The sequence below is a fragment of the Labilibaculum manganireducens genome (assembly GCF_963665805.2).
Classification (GTDB): domain Bacteria; phylum Bacteroidota; class Bacteroidia; order Bacteroidales; family Marinifilaceae; genus Labilibaculum; species Labilibaculum manganireducens.
The window spans coordinates 2,799,779-2,821,594 of sequence record NZ_CAXXEE010000003.1 but is presented as its reverse complement, the minus strand read 5'-3'; the positions used below and the strand labels follow the sequence as shown (position 1 = coordinate 2,821,594).

The window sequence follows — 21,816 nt, the reverse complement described above, 5'->3', positions numbered from 1 at the left end:
TTGAAAAAAATAAATTATGGAAAAGCAAAGAATATTATTAGCTGGAGCAACAGGCTATCTGGGGCAATACATAACCAAAAAATTAGTATCAGATGGATATGATACAAGCATTATTGTTCGCGATAAGACAAAGATTCAATTGGAGCATGATAATTTGAAAATAGTAGAGGCCCAAATAACTAATTCTGAAACATTAAAAGGTATTTGTAACGACATAGATATTGTAATTAGTGCTGTTGGAATTACCCGTCAAAAAGATGGCCTTACCTATATGGATGTCGATTACCAGGCAAATGCAAACTTAATTGATGAAGCCAAAAAAAGCGGAGCAAAAAAATTCATTTATATATCGGTTTTAAACGGAGAAAAGCTTAGGAACTTAAAAATTTGTGAAGCCAAAGAAAAATTAGGCGATTATTTGAAATCTTCGGGATTGGATTTTTGCATCATCAGACCAAACGGATTTTTCTCTGATATGGGTGATTTTTTAAAAATGGCAAAAGGAGGAAAGGTTTATCTCTTTGGCAATGGGAAACTAAAACTAAATCCAATTCACGGTGAGGATTTAGCAAAAATAGTGGTGGGTGCAATAAATCAGGCAACAAAAGAAATTAATGTTGGAGGTCCCGATATACTTTCACAAAATGAAATTGCAGAATTGGCGCTGAAAGCTTATTCGAAGCCGGTAAAAATCGTCCATCTTTCAGATTGGATAAGAAAATTTGCTCTTTGTGCTGTTCGAGCAGTTACTAACTCAAAAACATACGGGCCTATTGAATTTTTTATGACAGTAATGGGAATGGATATGCAGGCACCACAATACGGGAAACACAAATTAAAAGACTTTTTTAACGAACAGGTTAATAAAAACTTAGCCTGACATTTTGTGTAAGGAATGGTGTAGGAAGCGTGGAATGTCAATCTTTGCAGTTCGTCTGGATTTCATTGCAGATTGAAGGAAAATGACTGTGTAATCTGCCGTTGTCCGCCCAATTAAACAGACAATGGTAGATTCTAAACTGAAATTTTAAGCTGATTTTAAGTTTTGCTTAAGCCAATTTAAAAGGGGAAGTACTAATATTTGTATAAACTTTTAAAAACTGAAACGATGTTTACAGCGACACATTTACATGCAATGATTGTTCATTTTCCGGTTGCCTTGGTATTGGTGGCATTTGTATCGGAACTAATTGGAATTATATTTAAGAAACAATTTTATCTTCAGGTTTCGTTTTATATTATAGTATTGGCAGGCTTAGGGGCTGTTGCAGCCTATCTTACGGGCGATGCTGCCGGCGATGGTATGGATGGAGGTTCTTTACAACGGGCACTGGAGGCTCATGAAGAATCTGCAGCCTTTACTCTATGGTTAACCATGGCAGCGGCGGGAGTAAAAATTGTTCTCTATTATATTAAAAATGAAATGCGCTGGCTAAAAATTCTGGCTTTTACTTTGTTGTTCGCCTCTGCCGGTAGTGTTGCCCGTACAGGTTATTTGGGAGGTCAGCTGGTGTTTAAACATGCCGCAGGTGTGGAATTAGGTATTGGTAATTTTGATTCCTTACAGAACGATGAGGATGATGATTAGGTCATTTTGGTAGAACACGTTGATGAAAATGAAGAATAATGTGTAATATTTAAACAAAACATATGCGAATTTTATTAGTCGAAGACGAAACCTCCATTTCCAATTTCCTTAAAGATGGGTTGGAAGAGGAGGGTTTTGCCGTTGATGTGGCCGATAATGGAAAAACAGGTCTGCAATTAGCTCTGGATAATCTGGAAGAATATGATACCATAATTCTTGATTGGATGCTGCCAGGTATGAGCGGAATAGAAATATGCCGGAATATTCGTAAAGAGAGTCACGCGGTACCGGTTATTTTTCTTACCGCGCGTGATACCACCGACGATGCTGTTTTTGGGCTTGAAGCCGGAGCCAATGATTACATTCGGAAACCTTTTGCTTTTGACGAATTACTAGCCCGAATTCGGGTACTGATGCGCGGAAAAAGCGGAGAAAATTCGGTCTTTCGATACAAGGAGATCATTCTCGATGTAGATTCGCACCGTGTAAGTAAAGCCGATGAAAATGTGGAACTGACTCAAAAGGAATTTGCCTTGCTTGAATTTTTACTGCGCAACAAGGGAAAAGTAAGTCGGCGCACCCGCATCATCGAGAAAGTGTGGGATATACATTTCGATTATGATACCTCGGTAATTGATGTGTACATCAATGCACTCCGCAAAAAACTCGATGATAAAAACAGCGAATCGTTTATTGAAACCATTCGGGGAGTTGGATACCGTATAAATGAGGAAGCATGAACCTGCATTTTAAAAACCGAATAGCCCTTTTTAATACCGTTGCAGCAGCCATTACCATGTTGGTGGTATTCGCTGCCGTGTATGCTGTGGTTTACATTACTACGTACCGGCACCTCGATAGTAATATCCTGGAAGAAAAGGGGGAATTGTTTTCGCAGATAAGCACTGTTGGTGATTCTCTGGTGTTTAGTCTGAATGCCGAGTGGGAAGAGATGGAACACAATAGAGCAGAAGTGGATCCCATTTTTTTACAGATGGTGGATGACCGGGGAACTGTGATCTTTCATTCGCGGAATTTAGAGAACGATAAGTTACAGTTTGCTGATTCCCTGACTGAGGAGTTGTTTTTTAATGTAGAGTTCAATGGGAAAAAGATCCGACAAGGACAATTTCCCATCAAAACTGAAGGTGGTAAAATAATCGGACAACTAGATATTGGAATTTCCCAGGTCGATTCCATATTAATTCTTACCAATCTGCGGAATACCTTTTTTGCAGCGTTTCCGCTGATGTTATTGTTTTTTTACGGGGTAACATCGCTGGTGGCATCTCGAAGTATAGCTCCTGTTAAGCAGTTGATTGCTTACGCTGAAAAAATGAATTATAACAATATTGATCCACGTTTACCTTTGCCGGTTCATCACGACGAAATTTACCATCTTACGACCACTATTAATGCCCTGTTGGAACGAATTGAAACCGGACGCAGCCGTGAGAAGCAGATTACAGCAGATATTTCGCACGAACTGCGCACGCCGCTTACCAGTATTAAAGGAACCCTGGAAGTACTTATTCGCAAAACACGGGAGCCGCAGCAATACGAGGAAAAAGTGAGGCAGGTAATTCACGAAGTTGATTCTATAAATCATATTATTAACCAGTTGCTTTATTTAGCCCGGTTGGATTCGGGAAATCTTTCAATTGTTAAGAAACCTGTTAATCTGTATGATATGTTGCTTGCTGTTAAAAACAGATGGCGCCTGCAGATGAACAGCAAGCAGATGATTCTGAAATTGGATATTCCGGAGGACACAGTGGTTCAAGCGGATTTTGGATTGCTTGAAATGATTATGGAGAACCTGGTTAGCAATGCTGTTAAATACGGATACAAACAGGGGCAGTTGGTTTGTAACTGGCAGGCCGATACCGGAATTTTATCGATTAGCGACAACGGACCTGGTATTCCTCAGGAACATTTGCCCCATATTTTTAATCGTTTTTACCGGGTAGACGTTCCCGGAAGTACTTTGGTGCAAAGTACCGGATTGGGATTGTACATTGTTAAAATGCTCGCCGGTATTCAGGGAATACAAATACAGGCAGACAGTCAGATAAACCGGGGAACTCAATTCCATCTCCATTTTAATGGATAATTTTTAAGCTGATTTTAAGAAAGGCTAAAGGAAGCTTTAATGGTATACGTGCCATATTTGCATTGTATATTATTAATTAAAACAAAAAAAAGAATAAAAATGAAAAAGCTTTTATCCTTATCAGCATTAGCCGTAGTTATCGGCATCCTCAGTTCATGTAACACAGGAAACAAAAAAGAAGCAAAATTACAAAACCCCGTAGCTGCCGAAAGTAAAGAAAAGCAGATAGCACCTAACGAAGCCAAGGCAAAAACAATGGCAGATCTGCAGGATGCATTTAAAGGGGAAACCACGGCATCAGCCAAATATGCAGCTTATTCTAAAAAAGCGGAGCAGGAGGGAAATCATAACATCGCTTTGCTGTTTGCAGCCGCATCGAAGGCCGAAAAGGTACATGCCAATAATCATAAATCTGTTATCGTGGAATTAGGAGGAGCAGTTCCAAACATCACACCTGAATTTACGGTAAAAACAACCGGCGAGAATCTGCAGGATGCTATTGAAGGGGAATCGTATGAGGTGACCACTATGTATCCTGATTTTTTGCAGGATGCGGCCAACTCGAAAACCCAATTGGCACAAATAAGTTTTAATTACGCCTTCGAGGTGGAGAAAAAACATCAGGCAATGTACAGGAATGCTTTACTCGCACTTAATAACAACACCGTGAATGAATTACCCAAGGTTTACTATATATGTCCTACCTGCGGAAACACCTACGACCAAACACCTTCTGAACGTTGTGGTATTTCAATGACCGGCTCCGAAAAATTCATTAAAATAAACAGTTTATAATTTATACAGCAACACACAAACAAGGTCCGGCAGGATGCATCAATGTATTCTGCCGGACCTAATTGTATTCTACAATAAAAAAAACCTGACAAGCATTTCTACTGTCAGGATTTTTATATTTCTCTGTAAACTAAGCCCTAAATTACGATTGTGTAATCAATAAAGTCAACGAATTGATCACGGCTGGCTGTTTGCTGGTTTTCTTGTTCCTTTCTCCTTTCTCCTTGTTCCTTTCTCCTTGTTCCTTTCTCCTTGTTCTTTTCTCCTTTTTCCTTGTTTCTTGTTCCTTGTTCCTTGTTCCTTTTTCTCCTTGTAACACTCTATTTAATCTCCTTAACATTTTCTTTAAGCGATTCCGAAATCAGCTTTTTCAAACGTAAGGTTTGCTCCTCCAGTGCCCCTTGTTTTTGTGGATTGTACAAGTGTTTGTACTTGCACTCCACAAGGTCGTATTTCAGGTTATCTATTGTTCCGGTCACATTTAGTCCCAATCGAACGGGTAGAGGAGTATCTGTTACCGATATGTGATAGTTAAAGCTGTTATCCATATTATGACGTCCCGAAATAACTGCTTTGTACTTGTCCATTACAATAAGGAAAGGATACAGATCAATTTCGTCTTTAAACAGAGTCATTTCAACACTAAGGCTGTCTATCACATTTGCTGTTTTTTTCTTAAACAGTAATTTTTTGGCAATCATGTCGAATGTTTCGGTATCCATAAGGGTTAGTTCCTGTCCCTGGAAAGCTGCCGCACCACGAATTGTAGATTGTTTAAGAGAATAATCGCTCTTAAGATAGGTTTCTCCGGCCAAATGAAATTCGCCTTTCCCTTTGAATGATTTCAGCATGGGAATCATTGAGTCAACAGAAGGAATCAGAGCAATTAATTCAGCAATATCAATATCTAAAAGATGAAAGTCGATGCCGCTAAAGAGGTGGTTTTTTCTGTCGGAACGGTACATTGCCGTTAACTGCATGTTGGCAGCCCGGCTGGTGAAACCCATCTGATCGAGAATAAGGGTACCATCTTTTACAGTAAGTCCTCCTTTAATGTTTTCGATTACATTATTATTTACTACAGTTTTGGCAATTGTTGTGTTCAATCGAATTTCGACACCTTTTGGCACCATAAACGGATCGTCTTCGGGCGAAACATCTTTATTGCCGGCAAGAGTAGAATCCTGACTGCCCACGCCGTTAAAAATGTCCATCAGCTGATATACATCGGTATTTTTAGAGACCAAATTAAAGTTTCCTTTCAGCAATGCCTGATCGTTTAGATAGTTGGAGATGTTGGTAAGCTGACCCGTAAGGCTAAAGTCGGAATTACCCAAAGTTAAAGCCGCTTTTTGAATCTCCATACTGTCTTGATTAAGTGTAAACGAGATGTTGGGAATTTTACCCTTTAGCTGTTCACTCAAATTATAAATTGCATCGGAGAAACTGATTGCCATTTCGGGCTGCCATTTAAGAATGATATTATTTTGCGAGTCGTCGTACTTCAGATTCGTTTTTGCATATAGGTTTTTAGCATCAAACAGAATAGAGTCTTTGCCGGCAGCTGCAATTTCATCACTGTAAATTGTAGAATTAATCAACGCAATCTCTTGTTTTCCGTTAAGGCCTGGAACGTATTCGAATCGTCCGTTTGCATTGCTTGCGCTAACCGATAAAGTATCGGACACAGCAGTAAGACTGCCCAATTTAAAAATACACGACGTTATGGGTGCCGGGGCTCCTTTTGCCGGATGATTGATGGACACAGAAAGCTCAAGATTCTCAGTCACCGCACTCATGGCAGGAGATAGGTGCATGGTAAAGTTTGGTGCATTCATTTTGATGTTTGCAAACAGAAGGTTTTTATCTGCTCTGGCTTGGCTCGGTAAAGTAAGCTTAATTTTTGCCGAAGGGAGGTTTACCTTTGTTGTGTCGTTATAAACGGCATCAAAATCGCGGGTATTGAAATCGCCGGTTAAATAGATACGGTGATATGCCTCCTGATCCAAATCAGCCTGAGAAAACCGGGTATGCAGATTTCCATTTACCCAACCCCGAACAATTACATTCTGACCTTTGGGTACAAACGACTGAAAATCGGACAGGTTAACATCACCCTTCGAATAGATGTCGTAGCGGGGTATTTCCAAAATGTCCGAGATATTTCCTGTAACAGAAATTCTGCTGTTTAGTATTTTGGACGAACTGCTGTGTACAGTAATATCTGAAGTCTGGTTTTTATTTACATCCACCTTCGCCGACATCGATAATTTGATATCCTTCACTTTTGGATAAGCGGCATAGTTAATTTCTCCCTTATTGTACTCTATGTTTGTGCTTACAAGAGGATAGCTTGTGTCCGAATACAGACCTGTAACCGATCCGGATAGTTGTGCATAACCTTTAGCCCTGATATCTTTTAAGGGAGCCGAATAGGCTTTGGGAACGAGAGCCATAATTTTTTCTACATCCAATTCGTTGGTTGCGTAGTTTAGGTTGGTGGCAATCGAATTATCAGACTGTATTTTTACAATCCCATTGCATGATACTTCCTGCTCATTGTTCACAATCAGTTTTGCCTCTTTTAAATCAAAACTGTTTTCGGCGATGTTTACAGTACAAGGCAGGTGAGTGTCCAATTTTAGCTTAGATAAAATAGTATCGCCAGCCATAGCAAGAGACAATTCCTTACAAACAAGTTTTGCATCAGAATTGAAACGGTTTTTGTCCGTTGCCTTCCCTGTCATTTTCAGATCACAGTTTTTGGCATCAATACGAAGAGCCATCGAGTCGGATGTTGTAAACAGCAATCGGTTGACTTGCAGGTCCAAATCAAAAGATTGTTTCCCCTTGGTATATACAAACCCGAGCGCAGCATTTCCGTTGATAACAGCAGCCTTTCTAAATGTAGTCTCATCCGCATAATCGGCATTAAAATTTGTAAATTCTACATTGCTGATGTCGATATCACCCAATGAAGAGGCTTCAGAATCAGCATCTGCAGCATCGGAACTGCTTTTAAAAATATCGAAATTAGACTGCCCGGATGAGTCTGTTTTAAAATTCAAATACCCATTTTCAACCAAAAACGGGTTAAGCTTTATATTGCCGTCGAATAAATACGACTTAACATTTAGCGAGGCAAAGCATTTTTGAGCGTATAAGAGGGTATCTGTTTTTACAGAATTATTATTCCCGGTTAAACAGAGATTCGTTAGCTCAATGCCAAAAAACGGATAGGTACTAAAAAAAGTGGGTTCAACTTTTTCGATGACCGTATGGCAGGCTAAATAATTTTTTGCCTGTTTATTAACTATTGGTGTTAATTTTTCCGGCGTAAAAATAGTCCACAAGGCTATTGCCGCAGCTATTGTTACTACAAAAATTAATACCAGTAAAGCTATTCCAACCTTTTTTACTATCCGCATTTTACTATTGTTTGATAAATGATGTTGTTGTACCTGATTTTTCATCTTTATACTCTAATGTTGATGCCGTTAGCACAGTAATAGTATAAACTCTTGGTGATACACCACCATTTTCGATGATGTGAATTTGCTCCAACACATCTTTTTCTATGGTCCAGGTAAATTTCTGAGCTTCTGCCTCTGTAACATCATCCTTAACATCCCAAGTAGCACCTGTATTGCCACGGTCGTATCTTTCAAATATTGAATCACTTTGCCATGTACTACTTTGCCATGTACCACTTTCCCATGTGCCAATAATTAATGACTGATCAAAACTGGGGTGAACTTCTTCTTCAGTACATGAGGTTGAGAAAAGTGCTGCTGAAGCAATGGTTAAAAAAAGTAATGTGATCCGTTTCATATGCTTATTATTTGTTTTTTAGTTGCTATATAGCCTGTCCCGAATTTATCGGGAGAACTCCCCAATTACACTTATTTTCCTGTGTGTAATATTGTTTGCAGGGTCGTTTCATATGCTTATTATTTGTTTTTTCAGTTGTTATATGGCCTGTCCCAAACTTGTTTCGGGAGAAGCTTACCATCATCAATAATCATGCCTTTGTGGGGCAAAATCACTTTGGCAGGCTAGTTTTATTTGTTTATTAAATACACCAGTTTGTTACTCAAATTAAACTTCAAAAATAATACTTTATTGTCGCAAAATGAACGAAACAGAATTAGTTAATTATGAAAATGATGAAATATTGGATATGATTTTCTATAAAGCCTTGTAAAATATCAGTTTGAATGCTTTGTGTGGAGCGTATTGTTTAGTAGATTCGGGGGCGAAAACAACATGAATGCACCATGTACATGTAAAGAGCCTTGATACTATAAAACGTTAGTCAGTACAAAACCAAAGATATGAAGCATTATACATTCTTGATAATATTACTCTTAACAACTTTCTCAACTTATTCACAGGTTGATAGATTAACAAAGTCATTAAATGCTTATTCGTTTGATTTGTACGGTCAGATTAAGACTGACAATGAAAATCTATTCGTTTCTCCACTAAGTACTTATTATGCTTTGCTGGTTGCGCATGAAGGAGCAAAAAATGAGACAAAGGCGGAATTTGAGAAAGTGCTGCATATTGATAATTCTGAGAGCCTCACAAATTGTAAAGACTTTTCTGAGAATTTAATTTCTTTGAGAGACAGTTCAAACTATTTGAATATTTCTAATGCCATTTGGATACAAAAAGATTTTTCAGTGATAGAGGATTATAAAAATCAAATCATTGAAAAATATTCTTCCGATTTAAAAACGGTTGATTTCAAGCAAAAGATTAGTGCTTCAAACGAAATAAATAATTGGGTGACAAATAAAACAAATGGACTTATTAAAGACATTATTTGCCCTAAAGAAATAAATACAGATACTCGGTTAATCATCTTAAATACAATATGTTTTATTGGGAAATGGCGGGATGAATTCAACAAGGGATTGACCAACTCTGATTATTTTTATTCAATAAATAAAGAAAAATCAGACGTTGATTTCATGAATAAAACGGAATACTTGCAGTATTATGAGAACAAGGATTTTCAGTTTATTTCAAAGCCATATGAAGGCAATGATAAATCATTCTGTATTCTTCTTCCCAAAAGCAGATACGGATTGATTGACATAGAGAATATTTTTACCAACTCAACATTAGATACTATACTGCACAATACGGGTTATTTGGAAGTAAAGCTATCCATTCCAAAATTTAAATTGGAAACAACGTATTCACTCAAAGAGCCGTTAATAAAACTCGGACTTGAAAAAGCCTTCACTCGTCATGCAGATTTTTCCGGGATCACAAGTGAAGTACCTTTACTGATAAATAAAGTAAATCATAAAGCTTATATTGAGATTAACGAAGAAAAAACAGAGGCGGGGGCAGCAACAATTGTTGAGATGATGGATGGTTCAACTGGAGGCTCAATGCCCAAACCTAAGAAATTTAAAGCTGACCATCCATTTACTTTTATGATTGTTGACAATAAGACGAATGGGATTATTTTTATTGGTAGATATGTACGGGCAGAAGAACCTTTTATTGCCAAAGAATACAAATAGCCTGGTTTTAGGATAAACTATAAAAGTGGGAGTAGAGATTCTTCCACTTTTTTTATTGTTTCCGCTTTAATAAAAAAAGGGATGGAATTGCCAGCAGATAACATTATAAGCTTTGGACTAATCTGCCAATTGCTTAGTTTACCAATACAAATTCCTTCCTGCTTTTTAAAAGGCAACAATATTTTTTAATCCTATTTTATAATGGCATGTAAAATAACTATAATATTTTTTTGTTGAGGCTTTATTGTTTTGTAGATTCATTTTCTGAATTATAAGAAATGAAAATGATGCTAAAGCAAAAGACTAGAAACTTCTAAATTCAGTTGGCTAAAGCCAAACTGCAATGGATAAAAACAAAGTAGTTACTGATGCAAGGAGCAAGGCTGAGCATCTATTGCAGTTGCTTTTAAGCAACTGATAACATTATATTACTAAAATAGGCTTTAGCCGCATAAAATATAATGGGAGCAATATGCGAACTAAGGTTTGGACTAATCTGCCAATTAGTTAGTTAACTAATAAAAATTTCATTTTCTGAATTATCAGAAATGAAAATGATGCTAAAGCAAAAGACTAGAAACTTCTAAATTCAGTTGGCTAAAGCCAAACTGCAATGGATAAAAAAACAAAGTAGTTACTGATGTAAGGAGAAAAGTTGAGCATCTATTGCAGTTGCTTTTAAGCAACTGATAACAGGCAACTAATAAATTGGCTTTAGCCGCATAAAATACAATAGGAGCAATATGCGAACTAAGGTTTGGACTAATCTGCCAATTAGTTAGCTAATTAATACAAATTCCTTCCTGCTTTTTAAAAGGCAACAATATTTTTTAATCCTATTTTATAATGGCATGTAAAATAACTATAATATTTTTTTGTTGAGGCTTTATTGTTTTGTAGATTCATTTTCTGAATTATCAGAAATGAAAATGATGCTAAAGCAAAAGACTAGAAACTTCTAAATTCAGTTGGCTAAAGCCGAACTGCAATGGATAAAAACAAAGTAGTTACTGATGCAAGGAGCAAGGCTGAGCATCTATTGCAGTTGCTTTTAAGCAACTGATAACATTATATTACTAAAATAGGCTTTAGCCGCATAAAATATAATGGGAGCAATATGCGAACTAAGGTTTGGACTAATCTGCCAATTAGTTAGCTAACTAATAAAAATTTCATTTTCTGAATTATCAGAAATGAAAATGATGCTAAAGCAAAGACTAGAAACTTCTAAATTCAGTTGGCTAAAGCCAAACTGCAATGGATAAAAAAACAAAGTAGTCACTGATGTAAGGAGCAAGGCTGAGTAGCTATTGCTGTTGTTTTTCAAAACAACAGATAACAAGAAATTAAAATGATTGAAGAAACCAAATGATACTTAGCAAAACATCTATTGCAGTTCGGCTTTAGCCAACTGATAACATGAACTTAGTAATATAGGCTTTAGCCACATAAAATATAATGAGAGTAATAGGCAAAATAAGGTTTGGACTAATTTGCCAATTGCTTAGTTTACCAATACAAATTTCTTCCTGCTTTTTAAAAGGCAACAATATTTTTTAATCCTATTTTATAATGGCATGTAAAATAACTATAATATTTTTTTGTTGAGGATTTATTGTTTTGTAGATTCATTTTCTGAATTATCAGAAATGAAAATGATGCTAAAGCAAAAGATTGAAATATTTCAAATTCAGTTGGCTAAAGCCGAACTGCAATGGATAAAAAACACAGAGCATTTCCTGATGCAAGGAGCAAGGCTGAGTAGCTATTGCTGTTGTTTTTCAAACAACAGGTAACAAGAAATTAGAATGATTGAAGAAACCAAATGATACTTAGCAAAACATTTATTGCAGTTCGGCTTTAGCCAACTGATAACATGAACTTAGTAAAATAGGCTTTAGCCACATAAAACAAATAATATGAGTTGGGTAAGAGTATATATGCACATGGTATTCTCTACAAAAAACAGAGAGCCTTTTTTGAATTCATCAGAATTAAGGAAAAATTTATTTCAGCACATCAAAAAAAATGCAGAAGAAAAGGAAATTTGGCTTGACAGTGTAAATGGACATCAAGATCATGTTCATTGCTTACTTTCTCTTGGTAAAGAGCAAAGCATTAGTAAAGTTGCACAGCTAATAAAAGGAGAATCATCATTTTGGATCAATCAACAAAAATTGACAACAGAAAAATTTATTTGGCAAGATGATTACTGGGTTGTCGGTGTAAGCGAAAGTCATCTTGACTCGGTCAGGAAGTATATTCACAATCAAGAAGCACATCATTCGAAGCAGTCTTTTACGGACGAAATAGATGTATTTATGAAAAAATATGGATGGAATTTCATTAAAGAGAAATAGACCAAGTAGTTTATCATCTTTTAAATTCAGTTGGCTAAAGCCGAACTGCAATGAATAAAAAACCACAAAGCATTTCCTGATGCAAGGAGCAAGGCTGAGTATCTATTGCTTTGCTTTTAATCAATAGACAACAAGAAATTAAAATGATTGAAGAAATAAACTGCTACTTAGCAAAACATTTATTGCAGTTTGGCTTTAGCCAACTGATAACATGAACTTAGTAAATAGGCTTTAGCCACATAAAATAGAATACTATGCAAACTAAGCTTTGGACTAATCTGCCAATTGTTTAGCTAATTAATACAAATTCCTTCCTGCTTTTTAAAAGACAACACTGTCAGTCGTTCCTGAACTTCATCAAGTCATCAAATGAAATTACAAAGTCATTCCTGAACTTCACCAAGCATTAAAATGACTTCACCAAGTCGTTCCTGAACTTCATCAAGTCGTCAAATGAAATTACAAAGTCGTTCCTGAACTTCATCAAGCAGTAAAATGACTTCACCAAGTCGTCCTTGAACTTCACCAAGCATTAAAATGACTTCATCAAGTCGTCCTTGAACTTCACCAAGCATTAAAATGATTTCACCAAGTCGTTCTAGAACTTCACCAAGTCATCAAATGAAATTACAAAGTCGTTCCTGAACTTCACTAAGTCATCAAATGATTGAAGAGTGCCTCCCTATATGAAATGAGAGCTTTCAAATGAATCCGCACGCTCTATGCACGCTAATATCTGAACAGACTTCCTATCCATTTCACTTCCAAAATTCTTACCGATTTTCTGCGCTGACCAGATTTGACAATTTCTTTTGATAATCAATGTTTGTTTTGTAAATCCGGCAGATATACATTTTTGTCTATCTATTTTGCATTCATTTTTTATCTGTGCTTAAAGTTTTTATCTTTAAAATTCAATTGAGTATTTTAATCGGGTTTTAGCCAAACTGAGTTTGCTTTCCATTTGAAAAATAAGATTTTCATCCCTCAATAAAAATGATTTCGTAGGCTGCGAAATTTATTTCTGTAACAAAAAATCAAATTATGCACATTATCGACATTTTAATATTTGTAATCTATATGCTCGGCATGCTTGGTGTCGGCCTCTATTTTATGAAACGCAATAAATCGCAGGAAGACTACTATGTGGGAGGTCGGGAAATGACTTCCTTTCACATAGGCTTATCGGTTGTTGCTACAGATGTTGGTGGTGGATTTTCCATAGGATTAGGTGGTTTGGGCTTTTTAATTGGTCTTTCGGGTAGTTGGATGCTGTTTACAGGCATTATTGGAGCGTGGATCAGTGCTGTTTTTCTGATTCCGATTATCTATCCTCTGGCACGGAAACACAATTTTTTGAGTTTCCCCGAAATTCTAAATCACTTCTACGATCGAAAAGTGGCCATTATTGCAGGCATAATCTCTCTGATTGGTTATATCGGATTTACCAGTTCGCAGGTATTGGCAGGAGCCAAATTAGCGGCAGCAACTTTTCCTTCCATCACCATTGTCGATGCCGTATTACTAATGGGAATTGTGGTGATCGGTTATACCGTACTGGGCGGGTTGAAGGCTGTTATTTTTACTGATACCATTCAATGGATCATACTCATGTTTGGCCTGATCGTAATCGGTATTCCATTGGGTTTTGTAAAAGTGGGAGGCTGGGAAGCTCTTCGCATTTATTTGCCGGATAACTTTCAAAGTCTCACCAATGTTGGTTTTGTTCAATTTATTAACTGGCTGATTACAATTGTTCCCATTTGGTTTGTTGGCATGACTCTGTACCAACGAATTTATGCTTCGAAAGATGAGAAAACAGCAAAAAAAGCTTGGTTCATAGCTGGCTTGTTCGAATGGCCTGTAATGGCATTTATGGGAATTATTCTTGGATTATTAGGCCGGGTTGCCTTCGAACAAGGCATGTTTACCGAATTTGGATATGCTCCGGGAAGTGTTATCGATCCGGAAATTGGTTTGCCTTTGCTCTTAACGCACATTTTCCCAATTGGCTTGATGGGACTGCTCATGTCGTCTTATTTTTCGGCCATCATGTCAACGGCCGATTCTTGTTTAATGGCAGCATCAGGTAATTTCACAACCGATATTTTACGGCTTTCAAAGCAAAACATCAAGAGTATACGCTATTCGCAATTGGCAACATTAGTGATTGGGATACTGGCAATTTTTCTGGCTACCAAAATGCAGAATGTACTCGATTTAATGTTATACTCGTATGCCTTTATGGTTTCCGGATTGTTTGTTCCTGTTTTGGGGTTTCTGTTTTTGAAAAATCCATCGGCAAAGGCCGCAATGTATGCTATGCTTTTGGGAGGAGGAACTACTTTAATTCTTATTTTAACCGAAGCCACATTGCCTTTTGGTTTGGATGCAAACTTCTTTGGGATTACATTATCGGCAATTGTTTTTACAAGTATCCAATCGTTGCATAAGCGATAAAAGATAAGATAATACAGTCTGAAGTATTTTGCTTGTATTCTGAGATGTAAAACAATCTTAAACTTGGTGCAGTCCATATAGTACTTATACCCATTTAATTTCAAAATCCTGCTTAAAATATCAACTTGTCAGGGTATGACTTAATTCTATAGGCACACTATTTTATCCTCCTAAAAAACGGTAGAAAAACAAAAGTACCGATTCCGCAAAAAACAGCTAAATTTAGGTTGCTGCACACACAAGAAAGAGAATGATGATAGAAACAAATCCAAATTTGAATAAAACGATTCTGCTGGCTGTTACCATGGCATCCAATTTTCTGAATCCCTTAATGGGAGCGGCCGTTAATGTGGCTTTACCCCGAATTGGGGAAGAATTATCGATGTCGGCCGTGGGTTTAAGTTGGGTGAGTATGTCCTTTTTGCTGGCTTCGTCGGTATTTTTAGTCCCTTTTGGTAAAATAAGCGACAATTGGGGACGTGTAAAAATGTTCCTGTACAGCAATGTATTATTTGGTTTTGCCACTTTATTCTGCGCCTTTTCTTTTTCGTCCGAAACATTACTAATGGGGCGTTTGTTGCAGGGGATAGGCGCTGCAGGCATATTTGCCTCGAACATGGCCATTGTAATATCGGCTTTCGAACCACACGAAAGAGGTAAAATGATTGGATTAAACGTGATGGCCGTTTACGTAGGCTTATCCATTGCTCCGGTTTTGGGCGGCATTCTAACAGAATCTTTAGGTTGGCGTTCCTTGTTCTTTATTAATGCAGGAGCAGTCTTGCTGATAATAATGGCAATACTCACAAAAATTAAGGCCGAATGGGCAGTTCCAGACAAGGCGAAATTCGACTATAAGGGAACTTTAATTTATATGTTTTCCGTTTCGGGATTGATGTATGGGTTTTCGCATCTACCAAAAACGGAAGCAATTGTATTCACTTTATTGGGAATTACCGGCTTGCTTATTTTTGTCAGATACGAGTTAAAACACCAAAACCCGGTTTTCGAAATGCAGCTGTTCTTCAAAAACAAGTTGTTTGCTTTCTCCAATTTATCGGCTTTTATTAACTATGCAGCCACCTTTGCCATCACATTCGTTTTTAGTTTGTATCTGCAATATGTGAAAGGTTTATCGCCCAAAGAGGCTGGTTTTGTTTTAATTGCACAACCTGTAGTGATGGCTGTAGTTGCATCCTTCTCGGGGAAATTGTCGGATACAAAAGACCCGCGGATTTTGGCATCAATAGGAATGGGAATAAGTGCAGCGGGGCTGTTGCTGCTCACTTTTATCAGCAAGGAAACGCCCTATGCCTATATTGTTTTTGCTTTACTGATTTTAGGATTTGGATTTGGATTGTTTTCATCACCCAATACAAATTCAGTTATGAGTTCGGTAGAAAAACGCTTTTTAGGACTTGCATCGGCAACAGTTGCTACCATGCGAACCACTGGTATGATGTTCAGCATGGCTGTTGCAGCTCTTTCGGTACATGTGTTTTTAGGCGATGCTAAAATTCATGCCGGCAATCTTGATTCATTCATACTAAGCATGAGAGTGATTGTAATCAGCTTTACAGTTTTGTGTGTGATCGGAATTTTCACATCGCTGATAGGCAGACGGAAAACTACGGGCAATTAAGTTATTGCGGATGAGTACAGAAATATTCTTTTGGTGATTTGCCACATCCTGACAGTGTTGAAGACCCGTAAACGTTTTGGCATTTTTGTTTCATCCCGATTATTTTTTTGTTACGTAATTATTGTTTCGTAGATTCGGGGACAAAATGTAATTGGGTGTTATTATGAACTTGTTGCAGAGCAAATAATATAAAACTTATTAACAATGGAGAAACATAAAATAGTAAAAAATTATTTGTGCTGTGCAGGCATTGCCTTGTTGGCATCCTGTACATCAGCAGAAATATCAGGCAATTATACAATTTATCCTGAAAACCAAGAAAAAGACATTCATCCGGATACTCATCTTAAAATTACATTTGCCAGCCAACCTATTGTTGGAAGTACGGGTAAAATATGGGTATTTGAAAGTCAGACCGATTCTTTGGTCGATCTAATTGATATGAGTATTCCGGCAGGGCCGACCAAATCTGTCAAAAACCCGGAAGCGACTTATACAAGCATCCCTTATCAATATTTGCCCGGTAAGTTTACCAATGCCAATACCAAACCGGGCACACCTTCAGGAACAGCCTTACCAACTGCAGATACATTTCAGTTGACCATTATTGGCAGTTTTACTGATGCTTTTCATTTTTATCCCATAATTGTTCATGAAAACACTGCCATTATTTCTTTGCACCATAATCTTTTGGAGTACAATAAAGACTACTATGTTTTAATTGACAGTAGTGTGGTCTCTTCGGCTAAGGGAAGCTTTAAAGGGATTTATAACAAAAATGTGTGGCGGTTCAGCACTAGTAAGAATCCTCCTGACTTAAGGTCTAAAAAAATTATAGTGGACAATAAAGGGAATGGTGACTTTTCTACTTTGCAGGGAGCCCTTGATTACATTCCCAATAATTACAAAGACACAGTTGAGATTTTCATCAGGAACGGTTTGTATGAAGAGCTGATCTATTTCAGGAATAAATCGAATATCATCATCAAAGGTGAAGACAAGGAAAAAACAGTAATTCAATATGCAAACAATGAAGTGTTCAATCCCCATCCCTGGAATGTAAAAACCAATGAATGGCCGGGTACTTTTCCTTCAAGAAGAGCCGCTTTTGCGATTGATAACTGTACAAATATTCAGTTGTTAAATTTAACAGTTAAAACTTTACTGCAAGGGCAGGCGGAAGGATTACTGATTAATGGAAGTGAAATATTTGTTAAAGGAGTACATATTGTGGGCTCAGGAGATGCATTACAAACCAATGGTTCGGCCTGCTTCGATGATGTGAGGATTGACGGTGGCGGTGATATGATACTTGGACGGGGGCCTGCATTTTTTAAAGATTGCGATTTTTATTCTCCCGGACCTTTTATGTGGACAAGAAATACCAAAGCCAATCATGGGAATGTATTTCTGAATTGCCGTTTCACCGGTACAAATCCTAATGGAAGTACATTGGCCAGGGCTCCTGTTAATAAAGGTTTTGGTTATCCATACAGCGAATGCGTGTTCATTAACTGTTCTCTTAAAAACATTCTGCCTAAAGGCTGGGGTACAGTTGGCGAAGAAACAAAAAATATGCATTACTGGGAATATAACAGCACCAATATAGATGATGGAAAACCAGTTGACCTTTCTCAGCGGGCTGATTTTTCGCATCAGTTACGTTTGGATACAGATAAAGAATTGATTGAAAACTATTCCAATCCACTTTTTGTTCTTGATGGCTGGAGTCCTTATCCCAACAATTAATTAGATGTAAATTATCGGTGGGCACAATGCGCGTAACCGGCTATTGTCCGATGCTTTTTTTATGAAATAAATGGAACTAAATAAAATTGAAAATATTATTAAAGGGATCAGACGGTATTATCCCGTATCTGATGATTCGATTGAAACACTGGCTGGTTTATTAACCGAAACGCATCTGCCCAAACATCATTTACTGACCAAAGCAGGGGTTAAAGACAATTTTGTATACTTTATTGAACAAGGGTGTATGCGGACTTACTTTTTGGTTGACGGGAAAGAAATTACCAATTGGTTTAGCCGGGAAGGTGATATTACCTTTTCTTCAAATTCAATGTATCACCGAACCCCGGGATTCGATTTTGTGGAGCTTCTGGAAGATTCGTGCGTATTTAGCCTGCCGATTGACGCTTTAAATGATTTGTACAAAACGAACATCGACATTGCCAATTGGTCCCGGACCATTCATCAGGAAGTATTGCTGAAAATGCAGAACCTGCGTATCGACCGGTTAAGCTTATCATCAAAAGCACGCTACGAAAAGTTTTACAACGAAAATCCTGATCTATTTAGCCGGGTAAATTTGGGATATATTGCTTCTTATTTGGGAATGACCCAACAACATTTAAGTACCATACGGGCGAATGGATGATTTTAAGATAGATGAAAAAATAATCGGCTGTTCTTCTCTATTTTTGAATTTCAAAAACGAATGAAATGAAAACTGAAAGGCAAAAATGTTTGGATGGTGAAGTCTTTAACACATCCAACGAGGAAAATCAAAGTCTGTGCTTAAAAATTCATTTGCATTGATTGTTACTATTTTGTAACTTATATGGTCAAGCTGAAAAGAAAAAACGCACCAATTTAAAATTGGTTTTTGATTCGTATGAGATTATAAATTAACAAAAAATAAAGGATGAAAATTTTTAGGACATTTGAAGAAATTATTGATTATGCAATCGATAAGGAGATGGATGAAGTTGAGTTTTACTCAGAGGTTGCAAGTCGAATGGACAGGAAACATGTGAAGGGACTTTTTTGGGATATTGCTTTAGAGAAAACAGCCAGAATGCTTCGACTGGAGAAGATGAAGGATGCGAAACCGGAATTGAACCTGGATGAAATTAAGGATATGAAAATTACTGGTAGTCTTGAGGATGTAGATCACACCAGAAATGATTTGACCTATCAGGACGCACTGATTATTGCTATGAAAAAAGAAAAAGCAAAATTTAAATTTTACTTGAATATGGCGGAGAGTGCGGTTAATGCGGAGTGTAGAGAAGCTTTTTTGGCTTTGGCTAATGATGAGGCACGACAAAAATTGAAATTTGAAATAGAATATGACGAACATATTTTAGTAGAGAATTGATTCAAAAAACAGTAATGAGGAATTGTTATTTTGACGTATGATAAAATCGAAATTCAGGAGAAGAATTTCGATTTTGCTTTTTTACGGTTCAATTATTGTAGATATTTTGTTTTCCAAGCGGACTTTAGTATTTTTGTTAGCTATTGTTAGTGAACTATAAATGTTTGAAATACAGATAATTAATGCATTATTTTTTTCGAAGTATCCTTCTGATATGTCTCCTTATTGGAGCAGTAAATTTTACGAAAGCTCAAACTGCAAATGTTGAGTTGTCTAATAATAAGGTTGTTGTAGGTGGTCAAACCTGTTTTTTACATCTTGTAAAAGAAAAGCAAACCTTATTTTCTATTAGTAGGGCATATGGTGTTGACCTTGCTGTTATTTTGCAGGTGAATCGAAAAACGGAAGCAACAGTTAATGTTGGTGAGGTTTTAAGAATTCCGGTTGTAGATTCAGAAACTGTCCTTTCTCCTGTTTTAGTGAAAAAGGAAGATGAGAAATTCTTTTATCACATAGTAAAAAAGGGAGACACATTATTTTCTTTGTATAAAAAATATGCTGTTGAGATGGCTTTAATAAAGGCCTCAAATCCAGAGATGGGGGACAGTTTACGTTTGGGTACAATTGTTAAAATTCCTAAGATTGTTAAAAAGCCACAGCTTAATACTGTTCCTAAACACGATAAGAATTATTACTATTATGTGATAAAACAGGGGGATACGGAGTCTTCTATATCTCGTCAGTTTTTTATGAATCTGCGAAAATTCAAAAAGTTAAATCCAAAACTGAAAAGTACGGCTTTAAAGATTGGCGATTGGGTTCGGATTCCAAGGTATTTGGTTCCTCCGGAATATTTTGTGGAGAAGGAAGAACAAAAGGATACAATCGCAAAAAAATATCAGGTTGTAGATACTGTTGTTCCTACAGTTGATTTAAAACCTCTAAGTCAGAATAAAATACGGATAGCATTGTTTTTGCCTTTGTATTTGGATGCGAATGATTCCATAAACAGAAGTATTTCCTATAAGGATACTATTGAAATTATTACGGAGAGAAATCCACGGATTTTATACAGTAAATCCCATGATTTCATTCGTTTCTACCAAGGTATTATTTTGGCTGTTGATTCTCTCCAAAAAGAGGGCTTATCGGTAGATCTTCATGTTTTTGATACCGAAAAAAGTCCTGAACGAGTTCAACGAATTATAGCTGGACTGCAGTATACTGAACTGGATTTTATGATAGGACCGGTATATCAAAATACATTCTCGATTGTGGCAGATTTTGCCCAAAAAAGACGAATCCCTGTTATTTCACCTCTTTCGCCAAAGAATTCAGAGCTCACAACAAATCCGTTCGTGATTCAATTGAATACTTCTATCCAGTCGATTTGTGGGAAGATATCCGATTTTGTTTGCTTCGAATTGGATACAAGAAATTTAGTCGTTGTTCATCCTGATCGTTATGAACATTTAAATGAATTCCAGTTGGTTACAGACATAGAACGGAATATGTTTGAAAAAGGAAAGTACTGGGAAAATGGTGATATGACTTATAAGAAGATTTCATTTGATGAATATGGACTTTTTGGAATTGAACGTATGCTGAGTGATACATGCGAAAATGTAATTCTGGTGCCTTCTACCAAACAGCCATATGTTGAAAATATCATTTCCAATTTAAATGTTTTAAGTCAGCGCTTTGATATTCGCTTAATGGGTTTTCCTGTATGGCAGCGATTTAATAGTTTGGATGCCGAGCTGTTCTACAATTTAAATCTAAGTGTAATAACTCCATACAATATTGATTATAAGGAGGCTAAAGTTGATTTGTTTGTTTCAGATTTTAGAGAGAAATTTAAATGTGAACCGAATGATTTTAGTTTTCGGGCATTTGATTTGTGTCGATATTTCTCCAAGGCTGTAAGTAGGTATGGGCATAGTTTTCCTGATCATTTGAATGAACTGAAATTGGATTTGTTACAATCAAATTACCATTTTAAAAGAGTAAATGCGTTTGGAGGACTCGAAAATCAGGGTGTTCATCTTGTAAATTATTCGCGGGATTTTAAGATAAGACATTCCATTCCTAAATTTCAAAATACTTTTAACGTATCCGAATAGGGTAATTAAATTTAAAATTGGGAGCCGAATCACTTAGATTCGGCTTTTTTTATCCGAATACGGATAAATCATCC

Annotated in this window: 15 protein-coding genes; 13 read left to right on the top strand and 2 right to left on the bottom strand. The window is 36.8% G+C overall.

The features are described 5' to 3' along the window. The first annotated feature begins 16 nt into the window (after positions 1–16). From ACHZAX_RS10935 to ACHZAX_RS10915, 5 genes are all read left to right on the top strand, one after another. The gene (locus ACHZAX_RS10935; protein WP_320019136.1) at positions 17–880 is read left to right on the top strand and encodes an SDR family oxidoreductase; all 864 of its coding nucleotides are present in this window, start codon (positions 17–19) and stop codon (positions 878–880) included. A 228-nt stretch (positions 881–1,108) separates the two neighbouring features. Next, complete coding sequence (locus tag ACHZAX_RS10930; RefSeq protein ID WP_320019135.1) at positions 1,109–1,588, top strand: DUF2231 domain-containing protein; 480 nt, start codon at positions 1,109–1,111, stop codon at positions 1,586–1,588. 62 nt (positions 1,589–1,650) lie between these two features. Beyond that, the gene (locus ACHZAX_RS10925) at positions 1,651–2,328 is read left to right on the top strand and encodes a response regulator transcription factor (protein ID WP_320019134.1); all 678 of its coding nucleotides are present in this window, start codon (positions 1,651–1,653) and stop codon (positions 2,326–2,328) included. After that, positions 2,325–3,701: a sensor histidine kinase gene (locus tag ACHZAX_RS10920; RefSeq protein WP_320019133.1), complete on the top strand. Its 1,377-nt coding sequence runs from the start codon at positions 2,325–2,327 to the stop codon at positions 3,699–3,701. Before ACHZAX_RS10925 ends, ACHZAX_RS10920 begins: the two co-directional genes overlap by 4 nt. A 99-nt stretch (positions 3,702–3,800) precedes the next feature. Further along, positions 3,801–4,496, top strand: a complete 696-nt coding sequence (locus tag ACHZAX_RS10915; RefSeq protein ID WP_320019132.1) for a rubrerythrin family protein — start codon at positions 3,801–3,803, stop codon at positions 4,494–4,496. A gap of 320 nt (positions 4,497–4,816) precedes the next feature. On the opposite strand, the gene ACHZAX_RS10910 is transcribed toward ACHZAX_RS10915, so the two are convergent. Together ACHZAX_RS10910 and ACHZAX_RS10905 are read right to left on the bottom strand one after the other, a co-directional pair. Further along, positions 4,817–7,924 (bottom strand): AsmA-like C-terminal region-containing protein, encoded by a 3,108-nt coding sequence (locus tag ACHZAX_RS10910; protein ID WP_320019131.1) that lies wholly within the window; start codon positions 7,922–7,924, stop codon positions 4,817–4,819. Positions 7,925–7,928: 4 nt separating this feature from the next. Further along, on the bottom strand, positions 7,929–8,327 hold the full coding sequence (locus ACHZAX_RS10905; protein ID WP_320019130.1) for a lipocalin family protein: 399 nt from the start codon (positions 8,325–8,327) through the stop codon (positions 7,929–7,931). A gap of 503 nt (positions 8,328–8,830) precedes the next feature. Here ACHZAX_RS10905 and ACHZAX_RS10900 point away from each other — a divergent pair. The 8 genes from ACHZAX_RS10900 (at position 8,831) to ACHZAX_RS10865 (ending at position 21,742) form a co-directional block, all read left to right on the top strand. Beyond that, positions 8,831–10,036, top strand: coding sequence for a serpin family protein (locus ACHZAX_RS10900; RefSeq protein WP_320019129.1), 1,206 nt, complete (start codon positions 8,831–8,833; stop codon positions 10,034–10,036). Positions 10,037–11,955: 1,919 nt separating this feature from the next. Continuing rightward, a complete protein-coding gene (tnpA, locus tag ACHZAX_RS10895; RefSeq protein WP_320019128.1) occupies positions 11,956–12,396 on the top strand; it encodes an IS200/IS605 family transposase in 441 nt (146 codons plus the stop codon). 1,044 nt (positions 12,397–13,440) lie between these two features. After that, entirely contained in the window at positions 13,441–14,856 is a 1,416-nt protein-coding gene (locus tag ACHZAX_RS10890) for a sodium:solute symporter family protein (RefSeq protein WP_320019127.1), read from the top strand. Between the two features lie 250 nt (positions 14,857–15,106). Beyond that, a complete protein-coding gene (locus ACHZAX_RS10885; RefSeq protein WP_320019126.1) occupies positions 15,107–16,498 on the top strand; it encodes an MFS transporter in 1,392 nt (463 codons plus the stop codon). Positions 16,499–16,702: 204 nt separating this feature from the next. Then, positions 16,703–18,247 carry a pectinesterase family protein gene (locus ACHZAX_RS10880; protein ID WP_320019125.1) on the top strand — a complete coding sequence of 515 codons (1,545 nt, stop codon included), beginning with the start codon at positions 16,703–16,705 and terminating at the stop codon, positions 18,245–18,247. 70 nt (positions 18,248–18,317) lie between these two features. Then, complete coding sequence (locus ACHZAX_RS10875; protein ID WP_320019124.1) at positions 18,318–18,896, top strand: Crp/Fnr family transcriptional regulator; 579 nt, start codon at positions 18,318–18,320, stop codon at positions 18,894–18,896. 267 nt (positions 18,897–19,163) lie between these two features. Next, positions 19,164–19,619, top strand: coding sequence for a ferritin-like domain-containing protein (locus ACHZAX_RS10870; RefSeq protein ID WP_101310621.1), 456 nt, complete (start codon positions 19,164–19,166; stop codon positions 19,617–19,619). Between the two features lie 182 nt (positions 19,620–19,801). Then, on the top strand, positions 19,802–21,742 hold the full coding sequence (locus ACHZAX_RS10865; protein ID WP_320019123.1) for a PBP1 and LysM peptidoglycan-binding domain-containing protein: 1,941 nt from the start codon (positions 19,802–19,804) through the stop codon (positions 21,740–21,742). Positions 21,743–21,816 lie beyond the last annotated feature (74 nt).

Excerpts from the sequence above, each read along its gene's own strand:
- ACHZAX_RS10935 (WP_320019136.1), top strand. The coding sequence starts at position 17 with ATGGAAAAGCAAAGAATATTATTAGCTGGAGCAACAGGCTATCTGGGG.
- ACHZAX_RS10930 (WP_320019135.1), top strand. The coding sequence starts at position 1,109 with ATGTTTACAGCGACACATTTACATGCAATGATTGTTCATTTTCCGGTT.
- ACHZAX_RS10925 (WP_320019134.1), top strand. The coding sequence starts at position 1,651 with ATGCGAATTTTATTAGTCGAAGACGAAACCTCCATTTCCAATTTCCTT.
- ACHZAX_RS10920 (WP_320019133.1), top strand. The coding sequence starts at position 2,325 with ATGAACCTGCATTTTAAAAACCGAATAGCCCTTTTTAATACCGTTGCA.
- ACHZAX_RS10915 (WP_320019132.1), top strand. The coding sequence starts at position 3,801 with ATGAAAAAGCTTTTATCCTTATCAGCATTAGCCGTAGTTATCGGCATC.
- ACHZAX_RS10910 (WP_320019131.1), bottom strand. The coding sequence starts at position 7,924 with ATGCGGATAGTAAAAAAGGTTGGAATAGCTTTACTGGTATTAATTTTT.
- ACHZAX_RS10905 (WP_320019130.1), bottom strand. The coding sequence starts at position 8,327 with ATGAAACGGATCACATTACTTTTTTTAACCATTGCTTCAGCAGCACTT.
- ACHZAX_RS10900 (WP_320019129.1), top strand. The coding sequence starts at position 8,831 with ATGAAGCATTATACATTCTTGATAATATTACTCTTAACAACTTTCTCA.
- tnpA (WP_320019128.1), top strand. The coding sequence starts at position 11,956 with ATGAGTTGGGTAAGAGTATATATGCACATGGTATTCTCTACAAAAAAC.
- ACHZAX_RS10890 (WP_320019127.1), top strand. The coding sequence starts at position 13,441 with ATGCACATTATCGACATTTTAATATTTGTAATCTATATGCTCGGCATG.
- ACHZAX_RS10885 (WP_320019126.1), top strand. The coding sequence starts at position 15,107 with ATGATGATAGAAACAAATCCAAATTTGAATAAAACGATTCTGCTGGCT.
- ACHZAX_RS10880 (WP_320019125.1), top strand. The coding sequence starts at position 16,703 with ATGGAGAAACATAAAATAGTAAAAAATTATTTGTGCTGTGCAGGCATT.
- ACHZAX_RS10875 (WP_320019124.1), top strand. The coding sequence starts at position 18,318 with ATGGAACTAAATAAAATTGAAAATATTATTAAAGGGATCAGACGGTAT.
- ACHZAX_RS10870 (WP_101310621.1), top strand. The coding sequence starts at position 19,164 with ATGAAAATTTTTAGGACATTTGAAGAAATTATTGATTATGCAATCGAT.
- ACHZAX_RS10865 (WP_320019123.1), top strand. The coding sequence starts at position 19,802 with ATGCATTATTTTTTTCGAAGTATCCTTCTGATATGTCTCCTTATTGGA.